Consider the following 24,140-nt stretch of genomic DNA (forward strand, 5'->3'; position numbering starts at 1 on the left):
CAGCGGGCGCGAGTGAATCGCAGGGTCGGCTAGCCTCGTTCGGGTGAGTCGATTCGCCCACCCCGCCGGCGACCTGCACGCCGCTTCATCGATCGTCGCCGTGACCGCCGGACACCCCGAGGAGCGTCCGCGGCAGGTGCCCGCCGACCTCAACGCGCTCGAACCGGCCATCTGGCCGCGAACGTCCGGCCGGGCCGACGGGGCCGTCACGATCGGCGGAATCGACGTGCGTGACCTGGCGAAGGAGTTCGGCACGCCTCTGTACGTCATCGACGAGGAGGACTTCCGCTCACGCTGCCGTGAGTACCGGTCCGCCTTCCACGACGGCGAGGTCCACTACGCCGCCAAGGCGTTCCTGTGCCGTGAGGTCGCCCGCTGGATCGACCAGGAGGGCCTCGGCCTCGACGTGTGCAGCGCCGGTGAGCTCGCCGTGGCGCTCAGCGTGGGCTTCCCGCCCGAGCGGATCACGCTGCACGGCAACAACAAGTCGCTCGCCGAGCTGGAGAAGGCCGTCCAGGTCGGCGTGGGCCACATCGTGGTCGACTCGTTCGAGGAGATCGCCCGCCTCGGCTTCCTCGCCGACGAGCACGGCGTGCGGCCGAAGGTGATGATCCGGGTGACCGTGGGCGTCGAGGCGCACACCCACGAGTTCATCGCGACCGCTCACGACGACCAGAAGTTCGGCCTGTCGCTGAGCAGCGGCGCCGCCGCCGAGGCGGTGCGGCGCATCCTCGCGCTGCCGCAGCTCGAACTGGTCGGCCTGCACTCCCACATCGGGTCGCAGATCACCGACACCGGCGGTTTCGAGGTCGCGGCCCGCCGCCTGGCCCGGCTGCTGGTCGAGATCAAGGAGGAGCACGACGTCGTGCTCCCCGAGCTGGACCTCGGCGGCGGATACGGCATTCCGTACGTCGTGGGCGACGAGACCCTGGACGTCAAGGTCATCGCGGACGGCCTGCGGGAGATCGTCACGAAGGTGTGCGAGTCGGCCGGACTGCCGGTGCCGCGCCTCACGGTCGAGCCGGGCCGCTCGATCGCCGGAGTGTCCGGCGTGACCCTGTACGAGGCCGGTACGGTCAAGGACGTGGAGGGCCTGCGCACCTACGTGAGCGTCGACGGCGGCATGAGCGACAACATCCGCACCGCCCTCTACGGCGCCGAGTACACGGCCGTGCTCGCCTCCCGCGTGAGCCAGGCGGCGCCGATGCTGTCGCGCCTGGTCGGCAAGCACTGCGAGAGCGGCGACATGGTCGTGCGCGACCTGTACCTGCCGGGCGACCTGGCCCCCGGCGACCTGATCGCCGTCGCCGGCACCGGCGCCTACTGCCGGTCGCTGGCCAACAACTACAACTATCTGCCCAAGCCCGCCGTCGTCGCGGTGTCCAACGGCCAGGCGCGGGTCATCATCCGCAGAGAGACCGAGGACGACCTGCTCAGGGGGCAGCTGTGAGCGGCCGTCCCGGACAGTCCGGCGGCGAAGCGAGGAGGGGTCGTGAGTAAAGCCAAACCGGCGCTCAGGGTCGCGCTGCTGGGCTGCGGTGTCGTCGGGTCGCAGGTCGTGCGTTTGCTCCGCGAACAGGCCGACGACCTGGCCGCCCGCGTCGGCGCCCCGCTCGAGCTGGCCGGCGTCGCCGTGCGCAGGCTGGGGCGCAAGCGGGACGCAGACGTGGACCCCGCCCTGCTCACGACCGACGCGGAGGCCCTGGTCACCCGTGACGACGTGGACATCGTCGTCGAGGTGATCGGCGGCATCGAGCCCGCCAGGTCGCTGATCCTCGCCGCCATGGCACACGGCAAGTCCGTCGTGAGCGCCAACAAGGCGCTGCTGGCCGAGGACGGCGCGACGATCCACCGGGCCGCCCGCGAGAACGGCGCCGACCTGTACTTCGAGGCGAGCGTCGCCGGGGCGATCCCGCTGCTGCGCCCGCTGCGCGAGTCGCTGGCCGGCGACCGGGTGCGTCGCGTGCTGGGCATCGTCAACGGCACCACCAACTACATCCTCGACAAGATGGACTCCACCGGCGCCTCGTTCAACGACGCCCTGGAGGAGGCCCAGGCGCTCGGGTACGCGGAGGCGGACCCCACGGCCGACGTCGAGGGCTTCGACGCCGCAGCCAAGGCGGCGATCCTGGCCGGCATCGCCTTCCACAGCCGGGTGACGGCCGCCGACGTGCACCGCGAGGGCATCACGGAGATCACCGCGGCCGACGTGGCCTCGGCCAAGGGCATGGGGTACGTCATCAAGCTGCTGGCCATCTGCGCCCGCTCCGACGACGGCCGGTCGGTCGGGGTCCGGGTGCACCCCGCCATGATCCCGAGGTCGCACCCGCTGGCCGGGGTGCGCGAGGCGTACAACGCCGTCTTCGTGGAGGCCGAGTCGGCCGGGCGGCTGATGTTCTACGGCGCGGGCGCGGGCGGCGCGCCCACCGCCAGCGCCGTGCTGGGCGACATCGTCGCCGTGGCGCGCAACCGCCTCGCCGGCACCCGCGGGCCGGAGGAGTCGACGTACGCCGACCTCAAGGTCCACCCGATGGGCGACAGCGTCACCCGCTACCACGTGTCGCTGGACGTGGCGGACAAGCCCGGCGTGCTCGCCCGGGTGGCCGAGATCTTCGCCGGCCACGACGTGTCGATCCAGACGGTGCGGCAGGAGGGCCGCGGCGACGACGCCCAGCTCGTGCTGGTGACCCACCGGGCCAGCGACGCCGCCCTGTCGGGCACGATAAAGGACCTGCGCGACCTGAACATCGTCCGCGCGGTCGCGAGCGTCATGCGGGTCGAGGGCGACGACACGCCCTGACGGCGGCTTTGTCCGACATCGAAGGCACTCCCGGGTGCCGCACCCGGGAGTGCCTGTTGCCACCTGCCGCCGGTTTCAAAGGGTGATCTTCGCGATCTGGCCGACGTAGTTCTCGGTGAGCCAGACGTTGTCGTCGGGCCCGCTGGTGATGTCGAAGGGCCCGGCGAGACTGGTCGGCATGTTGTACTCGATGATGACTCCCGAGGTGGTGACGCTGGCCGCGGCGTTGCCGAGTTGCTCGGCCACCCACAGCCTGCCGTCGGAACCGCTGGTGATGCCCCAGGGGAAGGCGTTGGAGTCGTCGAGTGAGTACTCGGTGAAGTCGCCGTCCGTGGTGACGGAGCCGACCTTCCCGTTGGCGTCGGAGTACCACAGGTTGCCGTCGGGCCCGGTGGTGATTCCTATTGGCGTCGCCCCCGAGGAAGGGATGGCGAACTCGGTGATGTCCCCGTCCGGGGTGATCTGGCCGATCTTGCCGGCGAACGATTCGGTGAACCACAGGTTGCCGTCGGGACCGGCCGTGATCCGCATCGGGTAGGCGTCACTGGTCGGCAGGGCGTACTCCGTGATGGTCCCCGAGGTGGTGATCCGGCCGATCTTGTTGCCGATCGTCTCGACGAACCACAGGGCGCCGTCGGGGCCTGCGGTGATGCCCCAGGGGTAGGACCCCGCGTCGGGCAGCGCGTACTCGGTGACGACACCGGAGGTGGTGATCCGCCCGATCTTGTCGCCGGTCGCCTCGGTGAACCACAGGGCGCCGTCCGGTCCGGTGGTGATGTGCCCGGGCTCGGCGTCATCGGTCGGCACGGCGTATTCGGTGAAGTCGCCGCCGGTGGTGACGCGTCCGATGTTGCCGGCGTAGTTCTCGGTGAACCACAGCGCTCCGTCGGGACCCGAGGTGATGCCGATGGGGCCGGACGTAGGGGTCGGGGTGTCCATCTCCGAGACCGTGGGGACCCGCGCCGCGTGGCCGGAGCCGGACGACCCGGCGAGCGGGTGCGGCGGGTGGACGGGGCACCGCATGTGCCGGTGCTCCGGCATCCGCTTCAGCTTCTGGCAGATCCGCACCCATGGCGGCGGCGGCTTCGGGTGCTCGCCCGGCCCGGCGGCGTCGGCGGGCAGGCCGGTGAACAGGGGCGCGGCCGTCGCCAGGGCCAGCGTCATCGCCGCGAGAGGGCGGCGGAGGTGTCGTGAGAAGCGTGGCATGGCATCCCTTCGGCTGAGGAGCGACACGAGAAGCCGGGCCGGAAGCCGCGCCGCCGGGCCGGCGGGCCTCACTATTTCCGACCCGCCTGGCCGGCCGCCGATCCGCCGCGTCCGTGGCGGGTCACGAGACCTGTACGGATCGGTCAGGCGACCGAGTGGGTGATGGTCCCGGTGTAGACACCGGCGGCGGCGTTGGACGGGATGGTGATGACCAGGGTGGGCTGCCAGCTCGTCGACATCGGCGTCGCCTGCTTGCGCCCGCTGAACGCGGTGACCGGCGAGGTGAGGGCCACCCGGCCGGCCGCGGTGGGCTGACCGGGGTTGCGGGTGCCCACGCCGACGACGCGGTGACCGGCCCCGACCAGTAGAAGACGTTCGCCGTCGTGATCGTCTGCGTGGGTGTGCCGCTGCCGGTGGTGAAGTTCGTGGCGGACACCGTCGCCGTCCAGGAAGGGATTCCTCCCCTGGAGTCGGACACGGTCACCGTGCCCATCGAGGCGCTGATCGTGCCGCCTCGTGCGCCGCTGCCGAGGTCCACCGAGCCGGGCACGGTGATCGTCAGCGGGTCGGCCCGCAGGGGGACCAGTGCCCTTCCCGAGTCGGTCCTGTCTCCCCGGGCGTCGGCCTCCGCGGCAGCCTCGGCCCGTGCGAGGCGCAGCGCGGCGGGCAGCACGGCCGGCGCAGCGATCGACGCGGCCAGCGCCGCCGTCACGATCGCACCGACCTGCCGCATGTATGGCCTTCCTCGTCGCCGTACCGTCGTTCCGCCGCCGCGCGGCCGATCTCGCCTGTGAACGACCCACGGCAGGTTAGAGCGCCGAAGAGGCGTCCCGGTCGTCGCCACGCCGAGATCAGCCGTAACCGTGGACATCGGGCCGCGCGTCTCCGCCGGTCGTCATCTGATCACAAAGGGTCTCCAGACACCGGCGGAAGAACCCTGCCGTACGCCCCGGACCGGCCAGGATGTCATCGACCGAGGCCCGGACGGGGCCTCGCAACGACGGAGGAGATCGGCAGATGGGCAAGAGGAGTGTCGCCGCGCCGTCGGCGGGTGTCGCAGGACTGGCGCTGGTCGCGGCGCTCACGTTCGCGTCGACGGCGTCGCCCGCCGGAGCGGCCACCTGCCCGGCGTCGACCACCTGCCCCACGACGGTCACCTTCACCGTCAACGCCCCCGACGGCCTGACGATCACCGTGCCCGACGGTCCCGTGAACATCGGCAGCGGCGCGCCGGGAGGCCAGATCAGCGGCGCGCTGGGTCCGGTCACGGTGTCCGACCAGCGCGCCGCGCTCACCGCGACGTGGGTGGCCACGGTGTCGGCCGCCGCGGGGGGCTTCACCACCGGCGGCGGCACCCCCGCCGAGACCGTGCCCAACACCGCGGTCCTCTACTGGTCCGGCACTGGGACGTACACCGGCGGTACCGCCGCCAACTTCAGTCCGGGACAGGCGACCGCCGCGGACGCCCAGTCGCTGAACGTGTCGCGCACCGCGTTCAGCAAGACGAGCGGCTCCGGCGACAACTCCGCCACCTGGGACCCGACCATCGTCGTCAACGTCCCCGCCCAGGCCGTGGCGGGCACCTACACCGGCACGGTGAACCACTCCGTTGCCTGACCGTTCAGCCCGCAGGGTCGTCGCCTCCGGCCTGCTCGCGATCGTGCTGCAGGTGATGGCCGCCGCACCGGCGGCGGCCGCCGGCGACGCGCAGCGGCGCCGCCCGGAGAGGTTCGGCATCCGGCTGCTGGAGATCCCCGAGAACCGCCTGGACGATCCGCGCTCGCACGCGTTCATCGTCGACCACGTGAATCCCGGCACCACCTTCACCCGGCGTCTCGAGGTCTTCAGCACCTCGTCGCGACGGCAGCACGTGAACGTGTATCCCGCCGCGGCCCGGGTCGGCGACGAGGGCTTCACGTTCGCCCCCGCGCGTACCGCCAACGAGCTGACCTCCTGGATCACGCTCGACCGGACGGCGGTGGACCTGCCGCCGCACGGCCGCGTCCCGGTGACGGCCACCGTCGCGGTGCCGCCCACGGCTTCCAAGGGCGAGCGCTACGCCGTCATCTGGGCGGAGATCGCCTCGGCCTCGCCCGGCCCGTCGGGCAACGTCGCGCTCGTCAACCGGGTGGGCGTCCGCGCCTACCTTGACGTGGGCCCGGGCGGCGAACCGCCGACGAGCTTCCGGATCGGCGAGGTGGCCGCCGGGCGCACCGACGACGGGCGGCCGCGCCTGGTGGCCGAGGTCGGCAACACAGGGGAGCGCGCCGTCGACCTGGAGGGCGAGGTGCGGCTGTCGGAGGGACCGAGCGCGCTCAGCGCCGGGCCGTTCCGCAGCACCCGCGCCACCACGCTGCCTCCCGGCGGCCACGGTCAGGTGACCGTGTTGCTGGGCGACGACCTGCCCGCCGGGCCCTGGAAGTTCCGGCTCACCCTGCGCAGCGGCCGCGTCAGCCGCACGGCCACCGGGACGATCACCTTCCCGGCGGCCGGAGAACGGGCGGCGGCGGAGGACGGCCCCAGCGTGCCGGTCCTCGCCGCCTGCGCCGTGGCGGCCGTCGCCGCCGCGGCCCTCCTGGTCGTGAACCTGCGCCGGTTCCGCCGCCGCCCCCTGGACGGCGAAACGGCCTGACCGGCCCGGCCTCCCGGCGTCGCGGACGCCGTCAGACGCGACCCAGAGCTCTGCGGACCGCGTCGAGGGCCTCCTCCTCGGAGGCCCCGAGGTGCCGTACGGCGCCGGCGAACTCCTCGGCGGCCTCGCGCAGGCGCAGGCGGCCGCCCTCGGCGGCGAGCTCTGTGATCGTCGCCGCGCGCCCCCGGCGCAGCTCGACCAGGCCCTCGTCGCGCAGTTGCTGGTAGCCGCGTAGCACGGTGTGCAGGTTGATGCCGAGCGCCGCGGCGACGGCCCGTGCCGAGGGCAGCTTGTCGCCGGGGACCGCCGCGCCCCTGGCGACCGCCGCGCGCACCGAGGCCGCCACCTGGTCGGCCAGGGGCTGAGCCGAGGACGGATCGACGACGATCAGCACCCGGCGGCTCCCCTGGCACGGGCGAGGGACGCGTTCACCAGCGCGGCGGCCGTATCGGCGTCCCGTGTCGAGTACAGGAACTCCCGGCCGTCGGTGAGCCGGAGGGCCAGCACCGGACCGCGGCCGCTGACGTATCCCCAGCCCCTGCTGCTGCCGATCATGCCGAGCCCCCTGCCGGACGCCTCCGGCAGCACAGAGGCGAAGAGCACCGTGTCGTACGGCACGACCCGCCGCAGGCCGCCGAGCCCCGGCAGGCTGACCTCGACGCCGCTGCCGTCGATGCGGAGCCGGGTGCGCGCCGAGAGGACCGCGATGAGCCCCATCAGCGCCATCAGCGTTGTCCCCTGCCAGGAGCGTGAGAGGTTGAAGAGTCCGAACCAGCCGAAGGCGAGCATCGCCGCCCCCTGCAGGAGCGAGCGCGGGTACCAGGCGGACACGGCGTAGACGGCCCGCTGGGCCGGCGCGAGCGGCAGCAGGGGCACTCCCGGGGGCGGTGCGGTGCGCGCGCCGGGCGCGGGCGGCAGGGGACCCGTCAGCCACCAGCCCGCGGCGCCTCCGAGAACGGTGAGGGCGATTTCGGCTGGAACCTCCCACGCCGGCGGGGCGGTGGGTCCGGCGGAGTCGATCAATGCCGTCAGCGCGACAGCATTCCCCGCCGCCATCGAGACGCTCATGGCGACGGAGCACGTGACCAACCAGCGCTGCAGCTCGGGCCAGCGCCAGTAGTGCGTGAACGCGGCGAGGAACACCACCTCGAAGACCCCTATGGAGAGGGCGGCCGACCTCAGCCACTGACCCCATCCAGGCGCGTACCGCGGCTCCCAATCGGAGACGTAGGCCCGGCCGGGCAGCCGGTCCCGGAAGACGGCGAAGAGTAGCAGGAGCAAGAGGAGGGTGAGAAGCGGTGGCGCGACGGTCAGGGCCAGGCGGCGCGGCCGGCCGGGCCGCCCGGCGTCGTGCAGGGGGGAGTCGTACACGAGCCACCTCCCATACTGTTTGCATGTCACTATAACAATCAAACAGTTCCGCGAGGAGTCCCCACTGAGATCTCTGTACGGTGGAGCCCGGCATGTCCGGAACGGAGGGCTTCGTGAGGCCCGTGGGGCAACGACTCGATCGGATAACGCCCCGCCGATCCGCGTGTCCGTGCGTGTTCGATGTCCTTGGTGTGGTCGAAATGATCAGTCCTGTGGGGGGAAGCGTGGTTACGGGCGAGGTGGTCCGGACGTCCGGCCAGGGGACGGATGCCGGCGCGAAGGACTGGCCCCGCTGGACGCCGCTGCTCGCGGGCCTGCTGACCACCTGTGTCGCCATCTCCGGCACCACGGCGTCGCTGTCGGCCGACGAGGTGGCGACCTACAGCGCCGCGGTGGCCCGGCCGCTGAGCGGGCTGTGGGGGCTCGTGCAGCAGATCGACGGCCACTTTCTGCCCTACTACCTGCTCATCCACGCCTGGTCATGGCTGGGGGAGGCCGAGTGGTGGCTGCGCCTGCCCTCGGCCCTCGCGGCCGGTGTGGCGGCGGGCTTCCTGGCCGACCTCGGCCGCAGGCTCGCCGGTCCGCGCGCGGGCGTGCTGGCCGCGGCGCTGTTCGCCGTCCTGCCGTCGGTGTCCTACCACGGCGCGAACGCCCGGCCGTACGCGTTCGCGGCGGCGGCGGCCGTCGTCTCCGCCTGGGCGCTGCACCGGGTGGCCGAGGCGCCCACATGTTCCGTCGGCTGGAGACAGGTCCGGTGGTACGCGGCGTCGGTGGCGCTGCTCGGCTGCACGCATCTGTTCTCGGTTCTTGTGCTCCCGGCCCAGTTCCTGGCCGCCCTGCTCGCCCTGCCCCGCCGTACGTTCCTGACCAGGATCGTTCCCGCGACGGCGGTGGGGTGCGTTCCCCTCGCGGTGCTCGCCCTGGTGGGCTGGGGCGAGCGCCATGCGATCAGCTGGATCCAGCCACATGGGCCCGACGTGCTGCTGAAGTTCCCCAAGCACGCGGCGGGCTCCGACCTCGCCGGGCCGCCGCTGTTCGCTATCGCCGTCGTGGGCGTGGTGATCCTGCTGCGCAGGTCGGTCCCCTGGGGCGTCCTCGTGGGCGGCTGGCTCGTCCTCCCGCCGGTGCTGCTGCTCGTGATCGACGCACTGGTGACCCCGGCCTACGTGGACCGTTACGTGTTCGTCACGGCACCCGCCCTCGCCCTGGCGGGAGGCGTGGCCCTGGCCTCGGTCCGCCTGGCTCCCGTGCCCTTCGCGCTGGTCTGCGTGCCCGTCGTACTGGTCGTGGCGCTGCTGGGGGCGCCCGCGCAGGCCGACTACCGGCAGCGCAACGGCCACTACGACGACTTCCCCGGCGCGGTCGGCGTGATCCGGGCGCGGGAGCGCTCCGGCGACGCCATCGTGTACGGCCAGAGCCGGCTGCGCACCGGCTTCGTCTACTACGGCCGCGAGGGCCTCCCCGAGGACGTGCTTCTCAGGGGGCAGGGCCCGGCCTTCGAGTACGTGGAGCGGAACGACCTCGCCGAGGCCCTGGCCGGGCACCGCCGGGTCTGGGTGGTCTGGCGCGGGACGAAGCAGGCCGGGCTGACGGGAAAGAAGATCCCCAAAGTGGCCGCCGTCCGTGCGGCCGGATACCGCCTCTCGACGGCCTGGCACTCCGCCGAGCTGCCGGGCCTGACCGTCGCGCTGTTCGAGCGCGTCCGCGGCAAGAGGTGAATGGACCGTTTCATCACGGTTGGACATCGCCCGCAAGAGTAATTGCCAATTCTGAGTAAAGTTTCGCTTCATGCGACTTACGGTGAAGAGACTTCTGCCGGCCTGTCTCCTAACCACGGCGTCGATCGCGGGACTCCAGCACCCGGCCGCGGCGGCGGCCGACTTGGCCGTCTCCGCGCGGGCGTCCGGGGTGCCGACCGTGGTCCTCACCTTCGACGACGGCACGGCCGACCACCTCGCCGCCGCCGGAATGCTGAGCAGGCGCGGCCTCAAGGGCACCTTCTACGTCAACAGCGGCCGCCTCGGCAGGCGCGGCTTCCTGAGCGTGGCCGCGCTGCGTGCCATCGCGAAGGAGGGCCACGAGATCGGCGGCCACACCCTTCACCATCCGCATCTGTCGGAGACGTTCGACGCCACGCAGCAGACGGAGATCTGCGACGACAGGCGGGCGCTGCTGAAGATGGGCTTCGCCGTGCGCTCGTTCGCCTACCCGTTCGGTGACTTCGACGAGTCGGGCGAGCGGATCGCGATGAGCTGCGGCTACAACAGCGCCCGCGACATCAACGGCCTGTACCGGCCGGACAGCTGCCGCGCCTGCCCGGTCACCGAGACGATCCCGCCCGCGGACCCCGCCGCCGTGCGCGCCACGAGCCAGACCCGCCTGCCGCGTACGGCCCGCACGCTGCGGGAGTTCGTCACCCGCGCGCAGCGGGAGGACGACCCCGGCATGGTGACCTTCGTCTTCCACGAGATAAAGAACGACCCGCGGGACCAGTACGCGACGGCGCCCAAGGAGTTCGCGGCCTTCGTCGATTGGCTGGCCCAGCAGCGGAAAGCCAAGAAGATCGAGGTGAAGACGATGGGCGACGTCGTCGGCGGGGACGTGTCGCCCGTGTCGTGATCCCGCCTGCCGCGCCAGGTCACAGCGAGTCGTCAGGTTGACTACGAGGGTCACAGGGATTCACAAGGTTCGGCTGATAGAAGTTCACCAGCCTGTAAACGGACGCGCGGGAGGGACACCGTGACGGTGACGACCGGCATGTGCTCGCCGTACGGTTTCACACGCAGCCCCACCGAGGAGACCGCGACGCTGTCCTGGAGCGACGGCCGATGGGCGGTGGGAGGCCGGCCGCTGGCCGTCCTCCCGCAGTCCGCCGACGTCGCCGCCCTCCGGCCGTTGCGCGGGCTTCGCGTGGAGTGGCCGGAGGAGCCCGACGCAGGGGCACTGGACACGGTCACCGCCCTGGCCGCCGCGGGGGTGCCGCTCACCTGCGACGACCCGCCGAGGTGGGTGCGCGAGGCCGATCCCGTGCTCGCCGGCCTGGCCGCGGCCTGGACCCCCGAGGCCGGCGACGGCACCCCCGAGTCGGTCGCCGACCTGCGCAGGGAAGAGCACAGCGTGCTCCTGCGCAGGCACGCGCTGCGGGCCGGGGGCGTCGGCACCGGCCTCGCCCCGGTGACCGTCGTCATGGCCACGCGGCGGCCCCACTACGTGGGCCACGCGCTGGGGCAGCTCGCCCGCCAGCGCGGCGTCGGCCTGGAGGCGGTCGTCGCCCTGCACGGGTTCCCGGCCGCGCGGGTGCGCGAGGCGGTCGAGGAGTTCCCCCACCCGATCACGGTGATCGAGGCCGAGCCGGGCGCGCCGCTCGGAACGGTGCTCAACATGGCGGCGGCACGGGCGTCCACCGGCATCGTCGCCAAATGGGACGACGACGACTGGTACGGCCCCGAGCACCTGGCCGACCTGCTGCTGGCCATGGCCTATTCCGGGGCGGAGCTGGTCGGGACCGCGCCGGAGTTCTTCTACCTCCAGCCTCTCCACGCGACGATCCGCCGCGTCGACTACAGCAGCGAGGTGTGGGCCGACCACGTCGCGGGCGGCACGATCCTGCTCGGCCGCGAGGTCTTCGAGCAGGTCGGCGGCTTCGGGCCACTGGACCGCGGGGAGGACGCGCACCTCCTGCACGCGGTCGAGGCGGCAGGCGGCCGCGTCTACCGCACCCACGGCCTGGGCTACGTCCTGCGGCGATCGGTCAGCGCCGACCACACCTGGAACCTTCCTCTTGCCCACTTCCTGCGAGTCGCCGCGAACCAATGGCGCGGTTTTCGCCCGAGTGTGATTCTGGAAGCGCCATGACGCCACGCATCAGAGGAAACGACTACACCGTCCTCCAGCCGCCCGCCATCGGGTCGTCGTGGACGCCCCGCCTGCGGGTCAGCGTGGTCATCCCCGCGTACGCCAACCAGGCCAAGCTCGACCTCACACTCGCCGGGCTGGCCAGGCAGACGTACCCGGCCGACCTGCTCGAAGTGATCGTGGTCGACAACGGCAGCGAGCCGCCGCTGCGCCTGCCGGAGATCCGGCCCCGCGACACGCGGCTGCTGGTGTGCGCGGCGCCGGGCCGGGCCAGGGCACGCAACACCGGGCTGGCCGCCGCGACGGGCGACGTCATCCACTGGATGGACTCCGACGTCGTCCCAGAACCGGAGGAGGTGGAGGCGCACATGCGCTGGCACCACCTCGCGCCCTATCTGTCGGTCACCTCCTACCTGCGGTTCACCACCGCCCCGCTGCCCGACCCCGCGGACGTCGCGGGGACGGACGACCTGGCGAAGCTCTTCGAGCCGGCGGAGCCGCACACCTGGATCGAGGACCTGGTGCGGCGGTCGGACGGGCTGGTCCACTCGCCGCGACCGTTCAGCATCCACATCGGCGGCGCGTCGTCGGTCTCCGCCCGGCTGTTCGAGCGGGCCGGGCCGATGGACCCCGACATGATCCTCGGCCAGGACACCGAGATGGGCTACCGGCTCGCGCAGGCGGGCGCGGTCTTCATCCCCGACCCGCAGGCCAGGGCCTACCACCTCGGCCCGTCCATGCGCATGCGCGACAGCGCGCCGGTCAGCCGGGTCAGTCACGCCCTGGTCACCGACCGGGTCCCCGGCTACCGGTGGCTGCGCACCCATCCCTCACGGCAATGGAAGGTCCCGCAGGTGGAGGTCCTCGTGGACGCCGCCGCGGGATCGTACGACGACGTCAGGGCCACCGTGGACGGCGTGCTGGCCGGCACGGTGACCGACCTCGCCGTGGTGCTGACCGGCCCGTGGGACGAGCTCGCGCCCGAGCAGCGCGCGCCGCTCAAGGACCCGCGTCTCGATCTCGTGCTGCTGCGGGCCCACTACACCCACGAGGGCCGGGTGCGGCTGGCCACGGCGGCGTCCGACACCCACTCGCCGTACCGCCTGCGCATCCCGCCCGGCTGGGTGCCGGAGGAGGACAGCCTCGGCCGGCTGATCGAGGTGCTGCGCGGTCGGGAGCTCGGACTGGTGAGCGTGCTCCTGGCCGAGGACGCGGAAGGCGTCACCGCCGCCCGCCTGGAACGCACCGAGGCGTTCTCCCGCGCCGTCCTCGTCGCGGAGGAGGGCGAGGACCTCGACGACGCCGTGGACGAGATGTTCGGCACGTACTGGGTCGACGGCGAGACCTTCGGCTTCCGGGCCGCCGCGGACGCCCCGGCCTACATGAATCCGCGCACCGCCTATCGCAAGCGGGTGCAGGCGCAGGCCGAGGTCGAGCGGCTGACCAAGGAGGTCGAGCGGCTGCGCGGGCAGGTGACCAGGTGGCGCGACGAGGCGGCGCGGTGGCGCAAGTCGGCCGTCGAGTTCCGCCGGGAGATGGGCACCCTGCGGCGGCAGGTCTCGGTGCTGCGCGGTCAGGTCTCGGCGCTGCATCGCGCCCGGGGCCTGCGTGGCATCGCCCGGGGCATCACCCGGCCCTTCACGTTCAAGAAGACCTGACGGGCAAGAAGACCTGACCGGCCGGGCCCCGCCGTCGCGCGACAGGAGTCGCGGGGCGGGGCCGGCGTCGGATGGTCGAGGAACGGGCGGAACAGGCCGCGGCGGCGCGGCGGCGCGGCCTCCGGCGTCCGGGGCCTCGCGCCGCGGCCGGTTTCGGCGTTCGCGCGGCGGCCGGTTTCGGAGTTTGCGCGGCGGCCGGGTTCCGGGCGGTCTGCGACGCGGCGGGGGCGGCCGGTTTCGCCGGAGCCTTGGGAAGCTCCTCGAACTCGCTCGCCGCGGCGTGCCGCACGCCGTGGGTCTGCGCGATCACGTCGGCCGGGTCCTCGCCCGGCGCGGTGAGGCGGCGGGCGCGCGCGACCGCCTCGGTCCGCTCCAGGGTGGCCGTGCCCCCGCCGGGCAGGTCCAGGATCAGCAGGCCGATCCGCTCCTCCAGCATCGCCTTGACCGCTCGCTCGAGCAGTGCCGGAGCCGGAGGGGCGTCGACGGGCGCCGTGTAGCGGAAGGGGATGGGCGCGGCGGTCGGCGCCGCCCGTTCCGCGAACCGCACCCGCGCGTCGTGCCCGAACGCCGCCCTGACCAGGGCGAGGTCGAACGCCTCGGTCCCCGGCGCCCACCTGCGTCCGCCTTCCAGCGGCGACCAGGGGCCGGCCAGCGTCACCGCGACGTCGGTGAGCGTGCCGCGCAGCACCGCGTCGACCGCCGCGACGATCCGCCGCTCGTCCGCCCCCGTCACGTCGAAGACGACCTCGACGTACGGCACGAGCCAGCGCCGGCCGGGCTCCTTGCGCAGGTCGCGGCGGAGCGGGACCCGGTGGGCCAGATGGGCCTCGACGAGACGGACGATCGATTTGCCGTGCTCACCGCGCTGGGCGGGCAGGCCGAGATGCACGGCGCGGGCCTCCATGTCGGGGACGAACACCGCCCCCGCCTGCGCGAGCCGGTAGGCGAACTCGGTGTCCTGGCCGCGCACCACCTCGGGATCGAAGCCCCGGACCTCGTCGAGCAGGGCCCGCCGCAGGGAGACCGTCGGACCGGTGCACACCTGGTAGGGGTTCTTGCTGGCCCGCAGGCCGTCGAGGCGGCGGATGGTCTCCTCGGTCGAGCTGGACACCAGCGCCGACGGGCCGAACAGGTCCTCGGGAGAGCCGTGCCGTACGGCCTCGTGGACCTGCGCGGGAGTGAGGGCCGGCTCCTCGGCGAACTTCTTGCCGCCGATCGTGACGAGGTAGTCGGTGAGATGGTGCCAGCGGAACAGCGCCTCCAGATGCTCCCGTGAGATCACCATGTCGGCGTCGAGACGCTGCACGATCTCGCCCTCGGCCGCCGCGATGCCGGCGTTCATCGCGTGCCCGGCGCCCCATCCGCCGGGCGGGACCACGACGACGCGGGTGTTGTCCGGCCGCAGATCGGGCAGGCGCAGCGGAGGGTCGCTGCGGTCGTCCACCACGATCACCTCGGTGAGGTGCGCGGGATAGGTCTGCGCGGCCAGTGCGGCCAGCGTCAGATCGAGGCGGTGCTGTCCGCCGTGCGCGGGGATGACGACACTCGCGCTGAGCGTGGGCGTCCAGCCGCCGATGGGCGGCGGCGTGAGCGGAGAGTAGTCGTTGTGGCGAATTCTCGGCCGGGGCTCCACGCCCGTCAGGTGGGCCAATCCTCGTCCTCTACAGCGATGGTCAAAGGGCCGCTCCACAGTAGCGAAACCCGCTGACAGTTCCCTAAGGTGGCGCCCAATATGTCCATTTGGTGGACAACGAAGTCCGCACGTCAAACGGTTGGCCGTAGACTCGGTGACCGATACCCCTGGTGACACGCGTATGCGCGCGTGGGAGGAGCGACCAATGTTCAGGGCTTGGCGTGGCCTGATCGAGGAGTACCGCGACCGTCTGCCGGTCTCCACGACGACGCCCGTGGTGACCCTGCTCGAGGGCGGCACGCCGCTCGTCCCGGCCAAGCGGGTGTCCCAGATCACGGGCTGTGACGTCCATCTCAAGGTCGAGGGCCTCAACCCGACCGGCAGCTTCAAGGACCGCGGCATGACCGTCGCGATCAGCAAGGCTGTCGAGGAGGGCGCCCAGGCGGTCATCTGCGCGTCCACCGGCAACACCAGCGCCTCGGCCGCCGCCTACGCCGTACGGGCCGGGCTGACCTGCGCCGTCCTCGTGCCGCGCGGGAAGATCGCGATGGGCAAGCTCGCCCAGGCGCTGGTGCACGGCGCCAGGCTGCTGCAGGTCGAGGGCTCGTTCGACGACTGCCTGGAGATGACCAGGAAGCTCGCGGAGACCTACCCGATCGCGCTGGTCAACTCCGTGAACCCGCACCGCCTGCAGGGCCAGAAGACGGCGGCCTTCGAGATCGTCGACGCGCTCGGCGACGCGCCCGACGTCCACTGCATCCCGGTCGGCAACGCCGGCAACATCTCGGCCTACTGGATGGGCTACAAGGAGTACGCCGACGACGGCGTGGCCACCAAGCGGCCGCGAATGCTGGGATTCCAGGCGAGCGGCGCGGCGCCGCTGGTCGGCGGCAGCCCCGTGACCCACCCGCAGACGATCGCGACGGCGATCAGGATCGGCAACCCCGCCTCCTGGCGGCTCGCCGAGGCCGCGCGCGACGAGTCCGGCGGCGACATCCAGGCCGTCACCGACCGCCAGATCGCCGCGGCGTACAAGCTGCTCGCGCAGGAGGAGGGCGTGTTCGTCGAGCTCGCCTCCGCCGCGAGCGTCGCCGGCCTGCTCCAGGCGCACGAGCAGGGCCTGCTCACGCCGGGGCAGCGGGTCGTGTGCACCGTTACCGGCAACGGCCTGAAGGACCCCGACTGGGCCATCTCCGGCGCCCCGGCGCCCGTGACGATCCCGATCGACGCCTACGCCGCCGCGGCCGCGCTGGGACTCGCCTGACCGGCCCCCTCATTCCCGCCCATCAAAGGGTTCAGGTGACGAATTGACGGACAGTCAGGGCGTCGTCGTCCGCGTGCCGGCGACGAGCGCCAACCTCGGCCCCGGTTTCGACAGCCTCGGTCTCGCGCTCGACCTGTACGACGAGGTGGAGGCCGAGATCTCCGGCTCTCCCGGCGTGCGGATCGCCGTGGAGGGCCAGGGCGCCGGTGAGCTGGACGAGGGCGAGGGCCACCTCGTCGTCAGGACCATGCGCGCGACGTTCGACCGCATGGGATTCGCCCAGCCGGACGGCATCGCGCTGCGCTGCCGCAACCGGATTCCGCACGCGCGGGGGCTCGGCTCGTCGTCGGCGGCGATCTGCGCCGGCATCCTCGCGGCCCGCGCCCTCGTACGCGCGCGGGGCGCGGGGGACCTGCCGGACGCCGAGGTGTTCGCGCTGGCCACGGAGCTGGAGGGGCATCCCGACAACGTGGCCCCGTGCCTGGCGGGCGGTCTCACCATCGCCTGGACGGACCAGTCCGGAGCGGCGAGTATGGTGAAACTGACTCCGCACGAGGACGTCCGGCCGGTGGCGTTGATCCCGGATTTCCGGTTGTCCACGGAGGAGGCTCGGGGGCTGCTGCCGAAGGACGTACCGCATTCGGACGCGGCGGCCAACGCGGGGCGGGCGGCTCTGCTCGTCGCGGCGCTGACACAGAGACCGGAACCGGATCTCCTGCTCGCCGCCACCGAGGACCGCCTGCACCAGAGGTACCGCGCGCCCGCGATGCCCCGCACCGCCGAACTGGTGCGACGGCTCCGCGAGGCCGGGGTGCCCGCCGTCGTCTCGGGGGCCGGTCCGACGGTTCTCGCGTTGACGACACGGGACACCAAGGATTTGATCGCGCCAGAAGTGGGTAATGACTGGCACATCCAGCCAATGAACGTCGACCCGCTTGGTGCGTACGTTCGGTTTCCCGAGACACGCTGATGCTTCTTCGACCTTCAGGGAATAGCTGTGCGCGCTGGTGATGTTAGGCTGATAGCCGCACCAGGTGCCCCCGTGTTGGGTGCGTGCTTGTCATTCGCACATCGCTGCACTTCGCCTCGCGTCCTTCGACGCGGGCAGGGCGATTTCCCCGAAACCGTTTCCTCCAGTCGGCACACCCTCGGGTGGCATGGCCGGAGGCGGCGTTCTCGGAGACATGCGCGTTCGAACCACCAAGACATCTGGTCGGTGGCGGCAATCCGGGGGATCGCCCCCGGGCACCTACCGCTCGCGAATCCCGAGGGTCATCGACACATGAGATTCGCGAAGCCCGACCCGGTCTGTCCCGCCGGGTCGCATCACCGGGACGCCTGGACGCACGATTCTGGCGCCCGACCCCTGGGAAGGACCCTTAGTTGAGCGACACCACCGAACTCCTCTCCGACGGCCAGGCCGCCGGCGACACCCCCACTTCCGCCCCGGCCCGTCCGCGACGTCGCTCCGGCACCGGCCTGGCTGGCATGGTGCTCCCCGAGCTTCAGGCCCTGGCGACCAGCCTCGGCATCACGGGGACCGGACGGATGCGCAAGAGCCAGCTCATCGCGGCCATCCAGGAGAAGCAGGGCGGATCGGGAGAGGCCGCGGCCGAGCCGAAGGCCGCCGCCGAAGCTCCCGCCGTCGCCGAGCGCCCCGCCCGTGGCCGCCGGGAACGTTCCCGCGCCGCCGCGACGCCCGCGTCCGAGGCCGCGCCCGCCGCCACGCCCGCTGCCGAGCCCGTCGTCGCGGCTCGTGAGGAGCGTCCCGTGGTCGAGGCCGCGCCCGTCGTGGCCGCCGACGCCACGCAGAACGGCGTCGCCGCCGTCGCCGAGCCGCAGGCCGAGGCCGCCCAGTCCGAGACCCGCGCCGAGCGCCCGAGCGCGGCGACCGCCGCGAGCGCCGCACGCGCGGTGAGCGGGGCGAGAGGGGCCGCGAGCGCGACGGCCGCGGCGACCAGCGCGGTGACCAGCGCGCCGCCGACGCCGGGGACGCGGCCAGGGCCGTCGTGACCAGCAGGGCCGCGGCGACAGCCGCGCCGACGGCCGTGACGGCCGCTCCGACGGGCGCGGCGACAGCCGTACGGACAGCCGCGCCGACGGCAAGGGCGACCAGCAGGGCGAGGACGGCCGCGGGCGCCGTGGCCGCTTCCGCGAGCGTGGCCGCCGCGGGCGCGACCGCTTCGAGAGCAACGAGCCGGTCATCGGCGAGGACGACGTCCTGATCCCGATCGCCGGCATCCTGGACATCCTCGACAACTATGCCTTCGTGCGGACCAGCGGCTACCTGCCGGGCGCGAACGACGTCTACGTCTCGCTCGCCCAGATCCGCCGCAACGGCCTGCGCAAGGGCGACGTCATCACCGGCGCCGTCCGGCAGCCGAGGGACGGCGAGCGGCGCGAGAAGTTCAACGCCCTGGTCCGCCTCGACACCGTCAACGGCATGGACCCGGAGCAGGCCCGCCAGCGGCCCGACTTCAACAAGCTCACGCCGCTCTACCCGCAGGAGCGCCTGCGGCTGGAGACCGAGCCGAACGTCCTGACCACGCGGATCATCGACCTCGTGTCGCCGATCGGCAAGGGCCAGCGCGGCCTGATCGTGTCGCCGCCCAAGGCAGGCAAGACCATGGTGCTCCAGGCGATCGCCAACGCGATCACGCGCAACAACCCGGAGTGCCACCTGATGGTCGTCCTCGTGGACGAGCGTCCGGAAGAGGTCACCGACATGCAGCGGTCGGTCAAGGGCGAGGTCATCCACTCGACCTTCGACCGCCCGGCCGAGGACCACACCACCGTCGCCGAGCTCGCCATCGAGCGGGCCAAGCGGCTGGTGGAGCTGGGCCACGACGTCGTCGTGCTGCTCGACTCGATCACCCGCCTCGGGCGCGCGTACAACCTCGCGGCGCCCGCGAGCGGCCGCATCCTGTCCGGTGGTGTCGACTCGACCGCGCTCTACCCGCCGAAGCGGTTCTTCGGCGCCGCCCGCAACATCGAGAACGGCGGCTCGCTGACGATCCTCGCCACGGCTCTCGTCGAGACCGGCTCCAAGATGGACGAGGTCATCTTCGAGGAGTTCAAGGGCACCGGCAACATGGAGCTCAAGCTCAACCGGTCGCTCGCGGACAAGCGCATCTTCCCCGCGGTGGACGTGGACGCGTCCGGCACCCGCAAGGAGGAGATCCTCATGGCCAAGGAGGAGCTGTCCATCGTCTGGAAGCTCCGCCGCGTCCTCCACGCCCTCGACATGCAGCAGGCGCTGGAGCTCCTTCTCGAGAAGATGAAGGAGACCAAGTCCAACGCCGAGTTCCTGCTCCAGGTGCAGAAGACCACGGTCAGCAACGACCGCGACTGACGCACTTCCGACCGACGCCCCGGACGGCCGCGCCGTCCGGGCGTCGGCGTTTCGGCGAGCGGCAGGACGACGCCGGCCACCGCGCCGACAGCGTCGGCGTAGCCGCGGCGGACCGTCCACTCGTCCAGGCTGAGCGCTGCGGCGGCCTGCCGGGTCGACGGGAAACCCTCCGTGACAGCAGAGCTCGGGCAAAATGTGGCGCAAGAAGATTGCGCTGATGTCTGGGGAGGGTGTGGTGCTGGTCGTCCAGGCCTACCGGTACGCCCTCGATCCCACCCCCGCCCAGGCCCGTGCGCTGGCCTCGCACTGCGGGGCGGCACGGGTCGCGTTCAACTGGGGCCTGGCCCTGGTGAAGGCCAACCTCCAACAGCGGGAGGCGGAGAAGTCCTACGGCATCCCTGACGATCAGTTGACCCCGCCGGTGTCGTGGTCGATGTACTCGCTGCGCAAGGCGTGGAACGCGGCGAAGGCCGATGTGGCGCCGTGGTGGGCGGACAACTCCAAGGAGGCCTACGCCTGCGGCCTGGAACGCCTGGCGACTGCGTTGAAGAACTGGAGCGACTGACGCAAGGGCCGGCGCACGGGGCCGAGGCTGGGGTTCCCAGGTATCCGGTCCAAGCGCAGGGCCGCGATGTCGGTGCGGTTCACCACCGGGCCGATCCGGCTGGAGGGTCGCCGGGATGGTCCGTAACCGGCGTCTGGCCCGCGCCATCGCCGATGCCGGGTTCGGGGAGATCCGCCGCCAACTCGGCTACAAAACTGCCTGGAACGGCGGGCGGCTGGTCGTGGCCGACCGGTGGTTCCCCTCGTCGAAGACGTGTTCGGCGTGCGGGGCAGTGAAAGCCAAGCTGCCCCTGCGCGTGCGCACCTTCGCATGTGGGGCGTGCGGCCTGGTCATCGACCGGGACCGCAACGCCGCGCTCAACCTGGCTTCCCTCGTGAAGCATGTCGCCGGGAGTGGCCCGGAGACGGTAAACGGACGTGGAGCCGACCGTAAGGCCGGGCCCAGCCCGGCGGGTGGCTGTGAAGCGTCTACCCCCCACCGGGCCTCCGCCCGGGCAAGAGGGGACCTTCGTCCGGCAACGGGCGAATCGCTGAGAAACACTGATCCTCAGTGAACGGAATAGCCCATGGCCTGGGATGGTTGGAGGATCTGGCACACTGGTAGCCGAACCGCAGCGGTACCGGTTCCCGCGCCGCGCATCACAGGTGTGCCGATGCGCGCAGGCCGTGACAGACGGAGCGACCCGGCGACCGCGCCTAGCGTTAAGGACTGAGACATGAAGCCCGACATCCACCCGGAGTACGTGGTCACCCAGGTGACCTGCACCTGCGGGAACACCTTCACCACGCGTAGCACCGCGAAGAACGGCGTGATCCACGCCGACGTCTGCTCCGCCTGCCACCCCTTCTACACGGGCAAGCAGAAGATCCTCGACACCGGTGGCCGGGTGGCGCGCTTCGAGGCGCGCTTCGGCAAGAAGGCCCAGAGCAAGTAGCTCCTCCAGGACGCCGGCTCGGGGGTGCCCCTCTCTTGGGGCGTCTCCGGGTCGGCGTTCTTGGTGATTACGGCCTTTACCGAGGAGCTTGAGCAAAGGAGCGTGCGGTGAACCTCGACGAGATCATGAGTGAGTACGCGGATCTGGAACTGCGGCTCGCCGACCCCGCCGTGCACGCCGACCAGAGCAAGGCGCGGACGTACGGCAAGCGTTACGCGGAGCTCACGCCGATCGTCGCGACCTACCGGGAGCTCGAAGGCGTACGGCAGGACCTGGCGGCCGCGCGCGAGCTCGCGGCGGAGGACCCGGCGTTCGCGGAGGAGGCGGCCGAGCTGGAGGGCCGCGTCCCGGTGCTGGAGGAGAAGCTCACCCGTCTCCTGGTCCCGCGCGACCCCAACGACGACAAGGACGTCATCATGGAGATCAAGGCGGGCGAGGGCGGCCAGGAGTCGGCCCTGTTCGCCGGAGACCTCCTGCGGATGTACCTCAGGTATGCCGAGCGGGTCGGCTACAAGACCGAGATCATCGACGCGCAGCACTCCGACCTCGGCGGCTACAAGGACGTCACCGTCGCCATCAAGGGGAGGGAGGGCGTCTGGTCGCGGCTCAAGTTCGAGGGCGGCGTGCACCGCGTCCAGCGGGTGCCGGTGACCGAGTCGCAGGGCCGCATCCACACCTCGGCCGCCGGAGTGCTCGTCTATCCGGAGGCCGAAGAGGTCGACGTCCAGATCGACCCCAACGACCTGCGCATCGACGTGTTCCGCTCCAGCGGTCCCGGCGGCCAGAGCGTCAACACGACCGACTCGGCCGTGCGGATCACCCACCTTCCGACCGGGGTCGTCGTCTCCTGTCAGAACGAGAAGAGCCAGCTCCAGAACAAGGAGTCGGCGCTGCGCATCCTGCGCGCCAGGCTGCTCGTGATGGCGCAGGAGGAGGCCGAGGCGGCCGCGATGGCCGAGCGCAAGTCACAGGTGCGCACGGTCGACCGCTCCGAGCGCATCCGCACCTACAACTTCCCGGAGAACCGCATTTCGGATCACCGCGTGGGCTTCAAGGCCTACAACCTGGACCAAGTCCTGGACGGCGATCTCGATGCGGTGATACAGGCTTTGCTCGACGCCGAACTCGCGGAGAAGCTGGCCGCTCATTCGTGAGTCCGCGGCGAGCCTGATGAGGGGACGATGGGAGAAGCGGTGATGGACGTGGGTCGTCGAATGACCGTGGGCCGTCCCGGCGGCGGCCCGTCCGCCCATGACCGACGATCCCCAGGCCACGCCGCGACGACCGTGCTGTAAGAGACCATGACCTTCCTGCTCGACGAAATCGCCCTCGCCACCGCCCGGCTCGCCGAGGCGGGAGTGCCGTCACCCCGAACGGACGCCGAGGAGATCGCGGCCTTCGTGCACGGCGTTCCGCGCGGCAAGCTGCACACGATCAAGGACGCCGACTTCGACGCGCGGTTCTGGGAGGGCGTCGCCCGGCGTGAGGCACGCGAGCCGCTGCAGCACATCACCGGCCGGGCGTACTTCCGCTACCTCTCCCTCGAAGTGGGCCCGGGCGTGTTCGTGCCCAGGCCAGAGACCGAGGTCGTGGCCGGCTGGGCGATCGACCGGCTGCGCGAGATGGACGTCGCCTCTCCCGTCGTGGTCGACCTCGGCACCGGTTCCGGGGCCATCGCGCTGTCGATCGCGCAGGAGGTCGCGCTGGCGCAGGTGCACGCCGTCGAGATCGACCCCGTGGCGTACGGCTGGGCCAAGCGCAACATCCTCGAACACGGCCAGGGCCGCACCACCCTGCATCCGGAGGATCTGGCCGACTGCCTGCCGGAGCTGAACGGCCAGGTGGACCTGGTCATCTCCAACCCCCCGTACATCCCGCCCGGAGCGATCCCGCGCGACCCCGAGGTGCGCGACTACGATCCCTCGCGGGCCCTGTACGGGTCGGGGGAGGACGGGCTGGACGAGGTGAGAGCCGTCGAACGCACGGCGCGGCGCCTGCTGCGGCCGGGCGGGTTCGCCGTGGTCGAGCACGCCGACCAGCAGGGGAACGCCGTCTACTGGCTGTTCGCCGAGGAGAACGGCTGGCGCGACGTGCGGTTGCGCCAGGACCTGACCGGCCGGGACAGGTTCGTCACGGCCCGGCTGACCCAGGACTGATTCGAATGGCCCGTTCGGCGGCCACGCGGCGGCGGAGCCGGCCGGGACACGTGGAAGGATGGCTTCGTGAGCCGACGGTTTGACTGTGCCGACCAGACGGAGCGGATGACCGGACTGGCCGAGGCGACCTCGGCGGTACGGCGGGGCGAGCTCGTGGTGCTTCCCACCGACACCGTGTACGGGATCGGCGCCGACGCCTTCACTCCTTCCGCCGTCAACGCGCTGCTGGAGGCGAAGGGCCGGGGCAGGGACATCCCGGTGCCGGTCCTCGTGGGCACCGTGCGGGCCGCCAACGCCCTCGTGGAGAGCCTCGGGACGTACGGGCAGGACCTGGTGGACGCCTTCTGGCCCGGGCCGCTCACGCTCATCCTCAGGGCCAACCGTTCGCTGTCGTGGGACCTCGGCGACGCCAAGGGAACGGTCGCCGTCCGCATGCCGCTGCACCCGGTCGCGCTGGACCTCCTCAAGGAGACGGGCCCGATGGCGGTCTCCAGCGCCAACCGGGCAGGCAACCCGCCGGCCACCACCGTGGACGAGGCCGAGGAGCAGCTCGGGGACTCGGTGGACGTCTACCTCGACGGCGGCCCCTGCGAGGACACCGTGCCGTCCACGATCGTCGACCTGACCACCGCCGTGCCCCGGGTGCTGCGCAAGGGCGCGATCCCCGTGGACAAGATCCGCGGCCTGGTGGGATACCTCGCGACCGAGGAGTGA

At 71.9% G+C, this 24,140-nt stretch carries 22 protein-coding genes and 1 pseudogene; 18 read left to right on the top strand and 5 right to left on the bottom strand.

What is annotated here, in order from left to right; genetic code table 11:
* The first annotated feature begins 43 nt into the window (after positions 1-43).
* Entirely contained in the window at positions 44-1,450 is a 1,407-nt protein-coding gene (gene lysA, locus B1L11_RS26425) for a diaminopimelate decarboxylase (protein WP_079317123.1), read from the top strand.
* 42 nt (positions 1,451-1,492) lie between these two features.
* Positions 1,493-2,800, top strand: a complete 1,308-nt coding sequence (locus B1L11_RS26430) for a homoserine dehydrogenase (protein WP_079317125.1) — start codon at positions 1,493-1,495, stop codon at positions 2,798-2,800.
* Positions 2,801-2,875: 75 nt separating this feature from the next.
* Here B1L11_RS26430 and B1L11_RS26435 read toward each other — a convergent pair whose 3' ends face one another.
* Both B1L11_RS26435 and B1L11_RS26440 read right to left on the bottom strand, forming a co-directional pair.
* On the bottom strand, positions 2,876-3,964 hold the full coding sequence (locus tag B1L11_RS26435; protein ID WP_079317127.1) for a hypothetical protein: 1,089 nt from the start codon (positions 3,962-3,964) through the stop codon (positions 2,876-2,878).
* Positions 3,965-4,149: 185 nt separating this feature from the next.
* On the bottom strand, positions 4,150-4,341 hold the full coding sequence (locus tag B1L11_RS26440) for a hypothetical protein (RefSeq protein ID WP_079317129.1): 192 nt from the start codon (positions 4,339-4,341) through the stop codon (positions 4,150-4,152).
* A 48-nt stretch (positions 4,342-4,389) separates the two neighbouring features.
* Between B1L11_RS26440 and B1L11_RS26445 the strand changes: the two genes are divergently transcribed.
* From B1L11_RS26445 to B1L11_RS26455, 3 genes are all read left to right on the top strand, one after another.
* Positions 4,390-4,800: a hypothetical protein gene (locus B1L11_RS26445; protein ID WP_079317131.1), complete on the top strand. Its 411-nt coding sequence runs from the start codon at positions 4,390-4,392 to the stop codon at positions 4,798-4,800.
* Between the two features lie 223 nt (positions 4,801-5,023).
* Positions 5,024-5,623 (top strand): hypothetical protein, encoded by a 600-nt coding sequence (locus tag B1L11_RS26450; protein WP_079317133.1) that lies wholly within the window; start codon positions 5,024-5,026, stop codon positions 5,621-5,623.
* On the top strand, positions 5,616-6,638 hold the full coding sequence (locus B1L11_RS26455; protein ID WP_256862908.1) for a hypothetical protein: 1,023 nt from the start codon (positions 5,616-5,618) through the stop codon (positions 6,636-6,638). The genes B1L11_RS26450 and B1L11_RS26455 overlap by 8 nt, the downstream gene beginning before the upstream one ends.
* 31 nt (positions 6,639-6,669) lie before the next feature.
* On the opposite strand, the gene B1L11_RS26460 is transcribed toward B1L11_RS26455, so the two are convergent.
* Together B1L11_RS26460 and B1L11_RS26465 are read right to left on the bottom strand one after the other, a co-directional pair.
* Positions 6,670-7,032 (bottom strand): GntR family transcriptional regulator, encoded by a 363-nt coding sequence (locus tag B1L11_RS26460; RefSeq protein WP_079317135.1) that lies wholly within the window; start codon positions 7,030-7,032, stop codon positions 6,670-6,672.
* Entirely contained in the window at positions 7,026-8,009 is a 984-nt protein-coding gene (locus tag B1L11_RS26465) for a hypothetical protein (protein ID WP_079317137.1), read from the bottom strand. Before B1L11_RS26465 ends, B1L11_RS26460 begins: the two co-directional genes overlap by 7 nt.
* 224 nt (positions 8,010-8,233) lie before the next feature.
* On the opposite strand from B1L11_RS26465, the gene B1L11_RS26470 reads away from it, so the two are divergent.
* The 4 genes from B1L11_RS26470 to B1L11_RS26485 all read left to right on the top strand — a co-directional run bounded on the left by B1L11_RS26470 (position 8,234) and on the right by B1L11_RS26485 (position 13,522).
* Positions 8,234-9,727, top strand: coding sequence for a glycosyltransferase family 39 protein (locus B1L11_RS26470; RefSeq protein WP_256862909.1), 1,494 nt, complete (start codon positions 8,234-8,236; stop codon positions 9,725-9,727).
* Between the two features lie 82 nt (positions 9,728-9,809).
* Positions 9,810-10,628 (top strand): polysaccharide deacetylase family protein, encoded by an 819-nt coding sequence (locus B1L11_RS26475; RefSeq protein WP_179155330.1) that lies wholly within the window; start codon positions 9,810-9,812, stop codon positions 10,626-10,628.
* A 120-nt stretch (positions 10,629-10,748) separates the two neighbouring features.
* A complete protein-coding gene (locus B1L11_RS26480; protein ID WP_079317141.1) occupies positions 10,749-11,864 on the top strand; it encodes a family 2 glycosyl transferase in 1,116 nt (371 codons plus the stop codon).
* Complete coding sequence (locus B1L11_RS26485; protein WP_079317143.1) at positions 11,861-13,522, top strand: glycosyltransferase family 2 protein; 1,662 nt, start codon at positions 11,861-11,863, stop codon at positions 13,520-13,522. The genes B1L11_RS26480 and B1L11_RS26485 overlap by 4 nt, the downstream gene beginning before the upstream one ends.
* On the opposite strand, the gene B1L11_RS26490 is transcribed toward B1L11_RS26485, so the two are convergent.
* Complete coding sequence (locus B1L11_RS26490; protein ID WP_256862910.1) at positions 13,509-15,173, bottom strand: glycosyltransferase family 2 protein; 1,665 nt, start codon at positions 15,171-15,173, stop codon at positions 13,509-13,511. The genes B1L11_RS26485 and B1L11_RS26490 overlap by 14 nt on opposite strands.
* Before the next feature lie 187 nt (positions 15,174-15,360).
* Between B1L11_RS26490 and thrC the strand changes: the two genes are divergently transcribed.
* The 9 genes and pseudogenes from thrC (at position 15,361) to B1L11_RS26530 (ending at position 24,140) form a co-directional block, all read left to right on the top strand.
* Positions 15,361-16,419: a threonine synthase gene (gene thrC / locus B1L11_RS26495; RefSeq protein ID WP_079317145.1), complete on the top strand. Its 1,059-nt coding sequence runs from the start codon at positions 15,361-15,363 to the stop codon at positions 16,417-16,419.
* Positions 16,420-16,462: 43 nt separating this feature from the next.
* Positions 16,463-17,389, top strand: a complete 927-nt coding sequence (thrB, locus tag B1L11_RS26500; protein ID WP_079317147.1) for a homoserine kinase — start codon at positions 16,463-16,465, stop codon at positions 17,387-17,389.
* 413 nt (positions 17,390-17,802) lie between these two features.
* Positions 17,803-19,771, top strand: a pseudogene (rho, locus tag B1L11_RS26505) (transcription termination factor Rho).
* Positions 19,772-19,988: 217 nt separating this feature from the next.
* Entirely contained in the window at positions 19,989-20,336 is a 348-nt protein-coding gene (locus B1L11_RS48640; protein WP_218671324.1) for a helix-turn-helix domain-containing protein, read from the top strand.
* 115 nt (positions 20,337-20,451) lie between these two features.
* Complete coding sequence (locus B1L11_RS48645; RefSeq protein ID WP_218671325.1) at positions 20,452-20,889, top strand: zinc ribbon domain-containing protein; 438 nt, start codon at positions 20,452-20,454, stop codon at positions 20,887-20,889.
* Positions 20,890-21,051: 162 nt separating this feature from the next.
* Positions 21,052-21,270 carry a 50S ribosomal protein L31 gene (gene rpmE / locus B1L11_RS26515; RefSeq protein ID WP_079317149.1) on the top strand — a complete coding sequence of 73 codons (219 nt, stop codon included), beginning with the start codon at positions 21,052-21,054 and terminating at the stop codon, positions 21,268-21,270.
* A gap of 107 nt (positions 21,271-21,377) precedes the next feature.
* Entirely contained in the window at positions 21,378-22,424 is a 1,047-nt protein-coding gene (prfA, locus tag B1L11_RS26520) for a peptide chain release factor 1 (protein WP_218671326.1), read from the top strand.
* Between the two features lie 147 nt (positions 22,425-22,571).
* Positions 22,572-23,426 (top strand): peptide chain release factor N(5)-glutamine methyltransferase, encoded by an 855-nt coding sequence (prmC, locus tag B1L11_RS26525; protein WP_079317151.1) that lies wholly within the window; start codon positions 22,572-22,574, stop codon positions 23,424-23,426.
* Between the two features lie 66 nt (positions 23,427-23,492).
* Positions 23,493-24,140, top strand: coding sequence for an L-threonylcarbamoyladenylate synthase (locus tag B1L11_RS26530; RefSeq protein WP_079317153.1), 648 nt, complete (start codon positions 23,493-23,495; stop codon positions 24,138-24,140).

This window comes from Microbispora sp. GKU 823 (assembly GCF_002027145.1).
Taxonomy (GTDB): Bacteria; Actinomycetota; Actinomycetes; order Streptosporangiales; family Streptosporangiaceae; genus Microbispora; species Microbispora siamensis.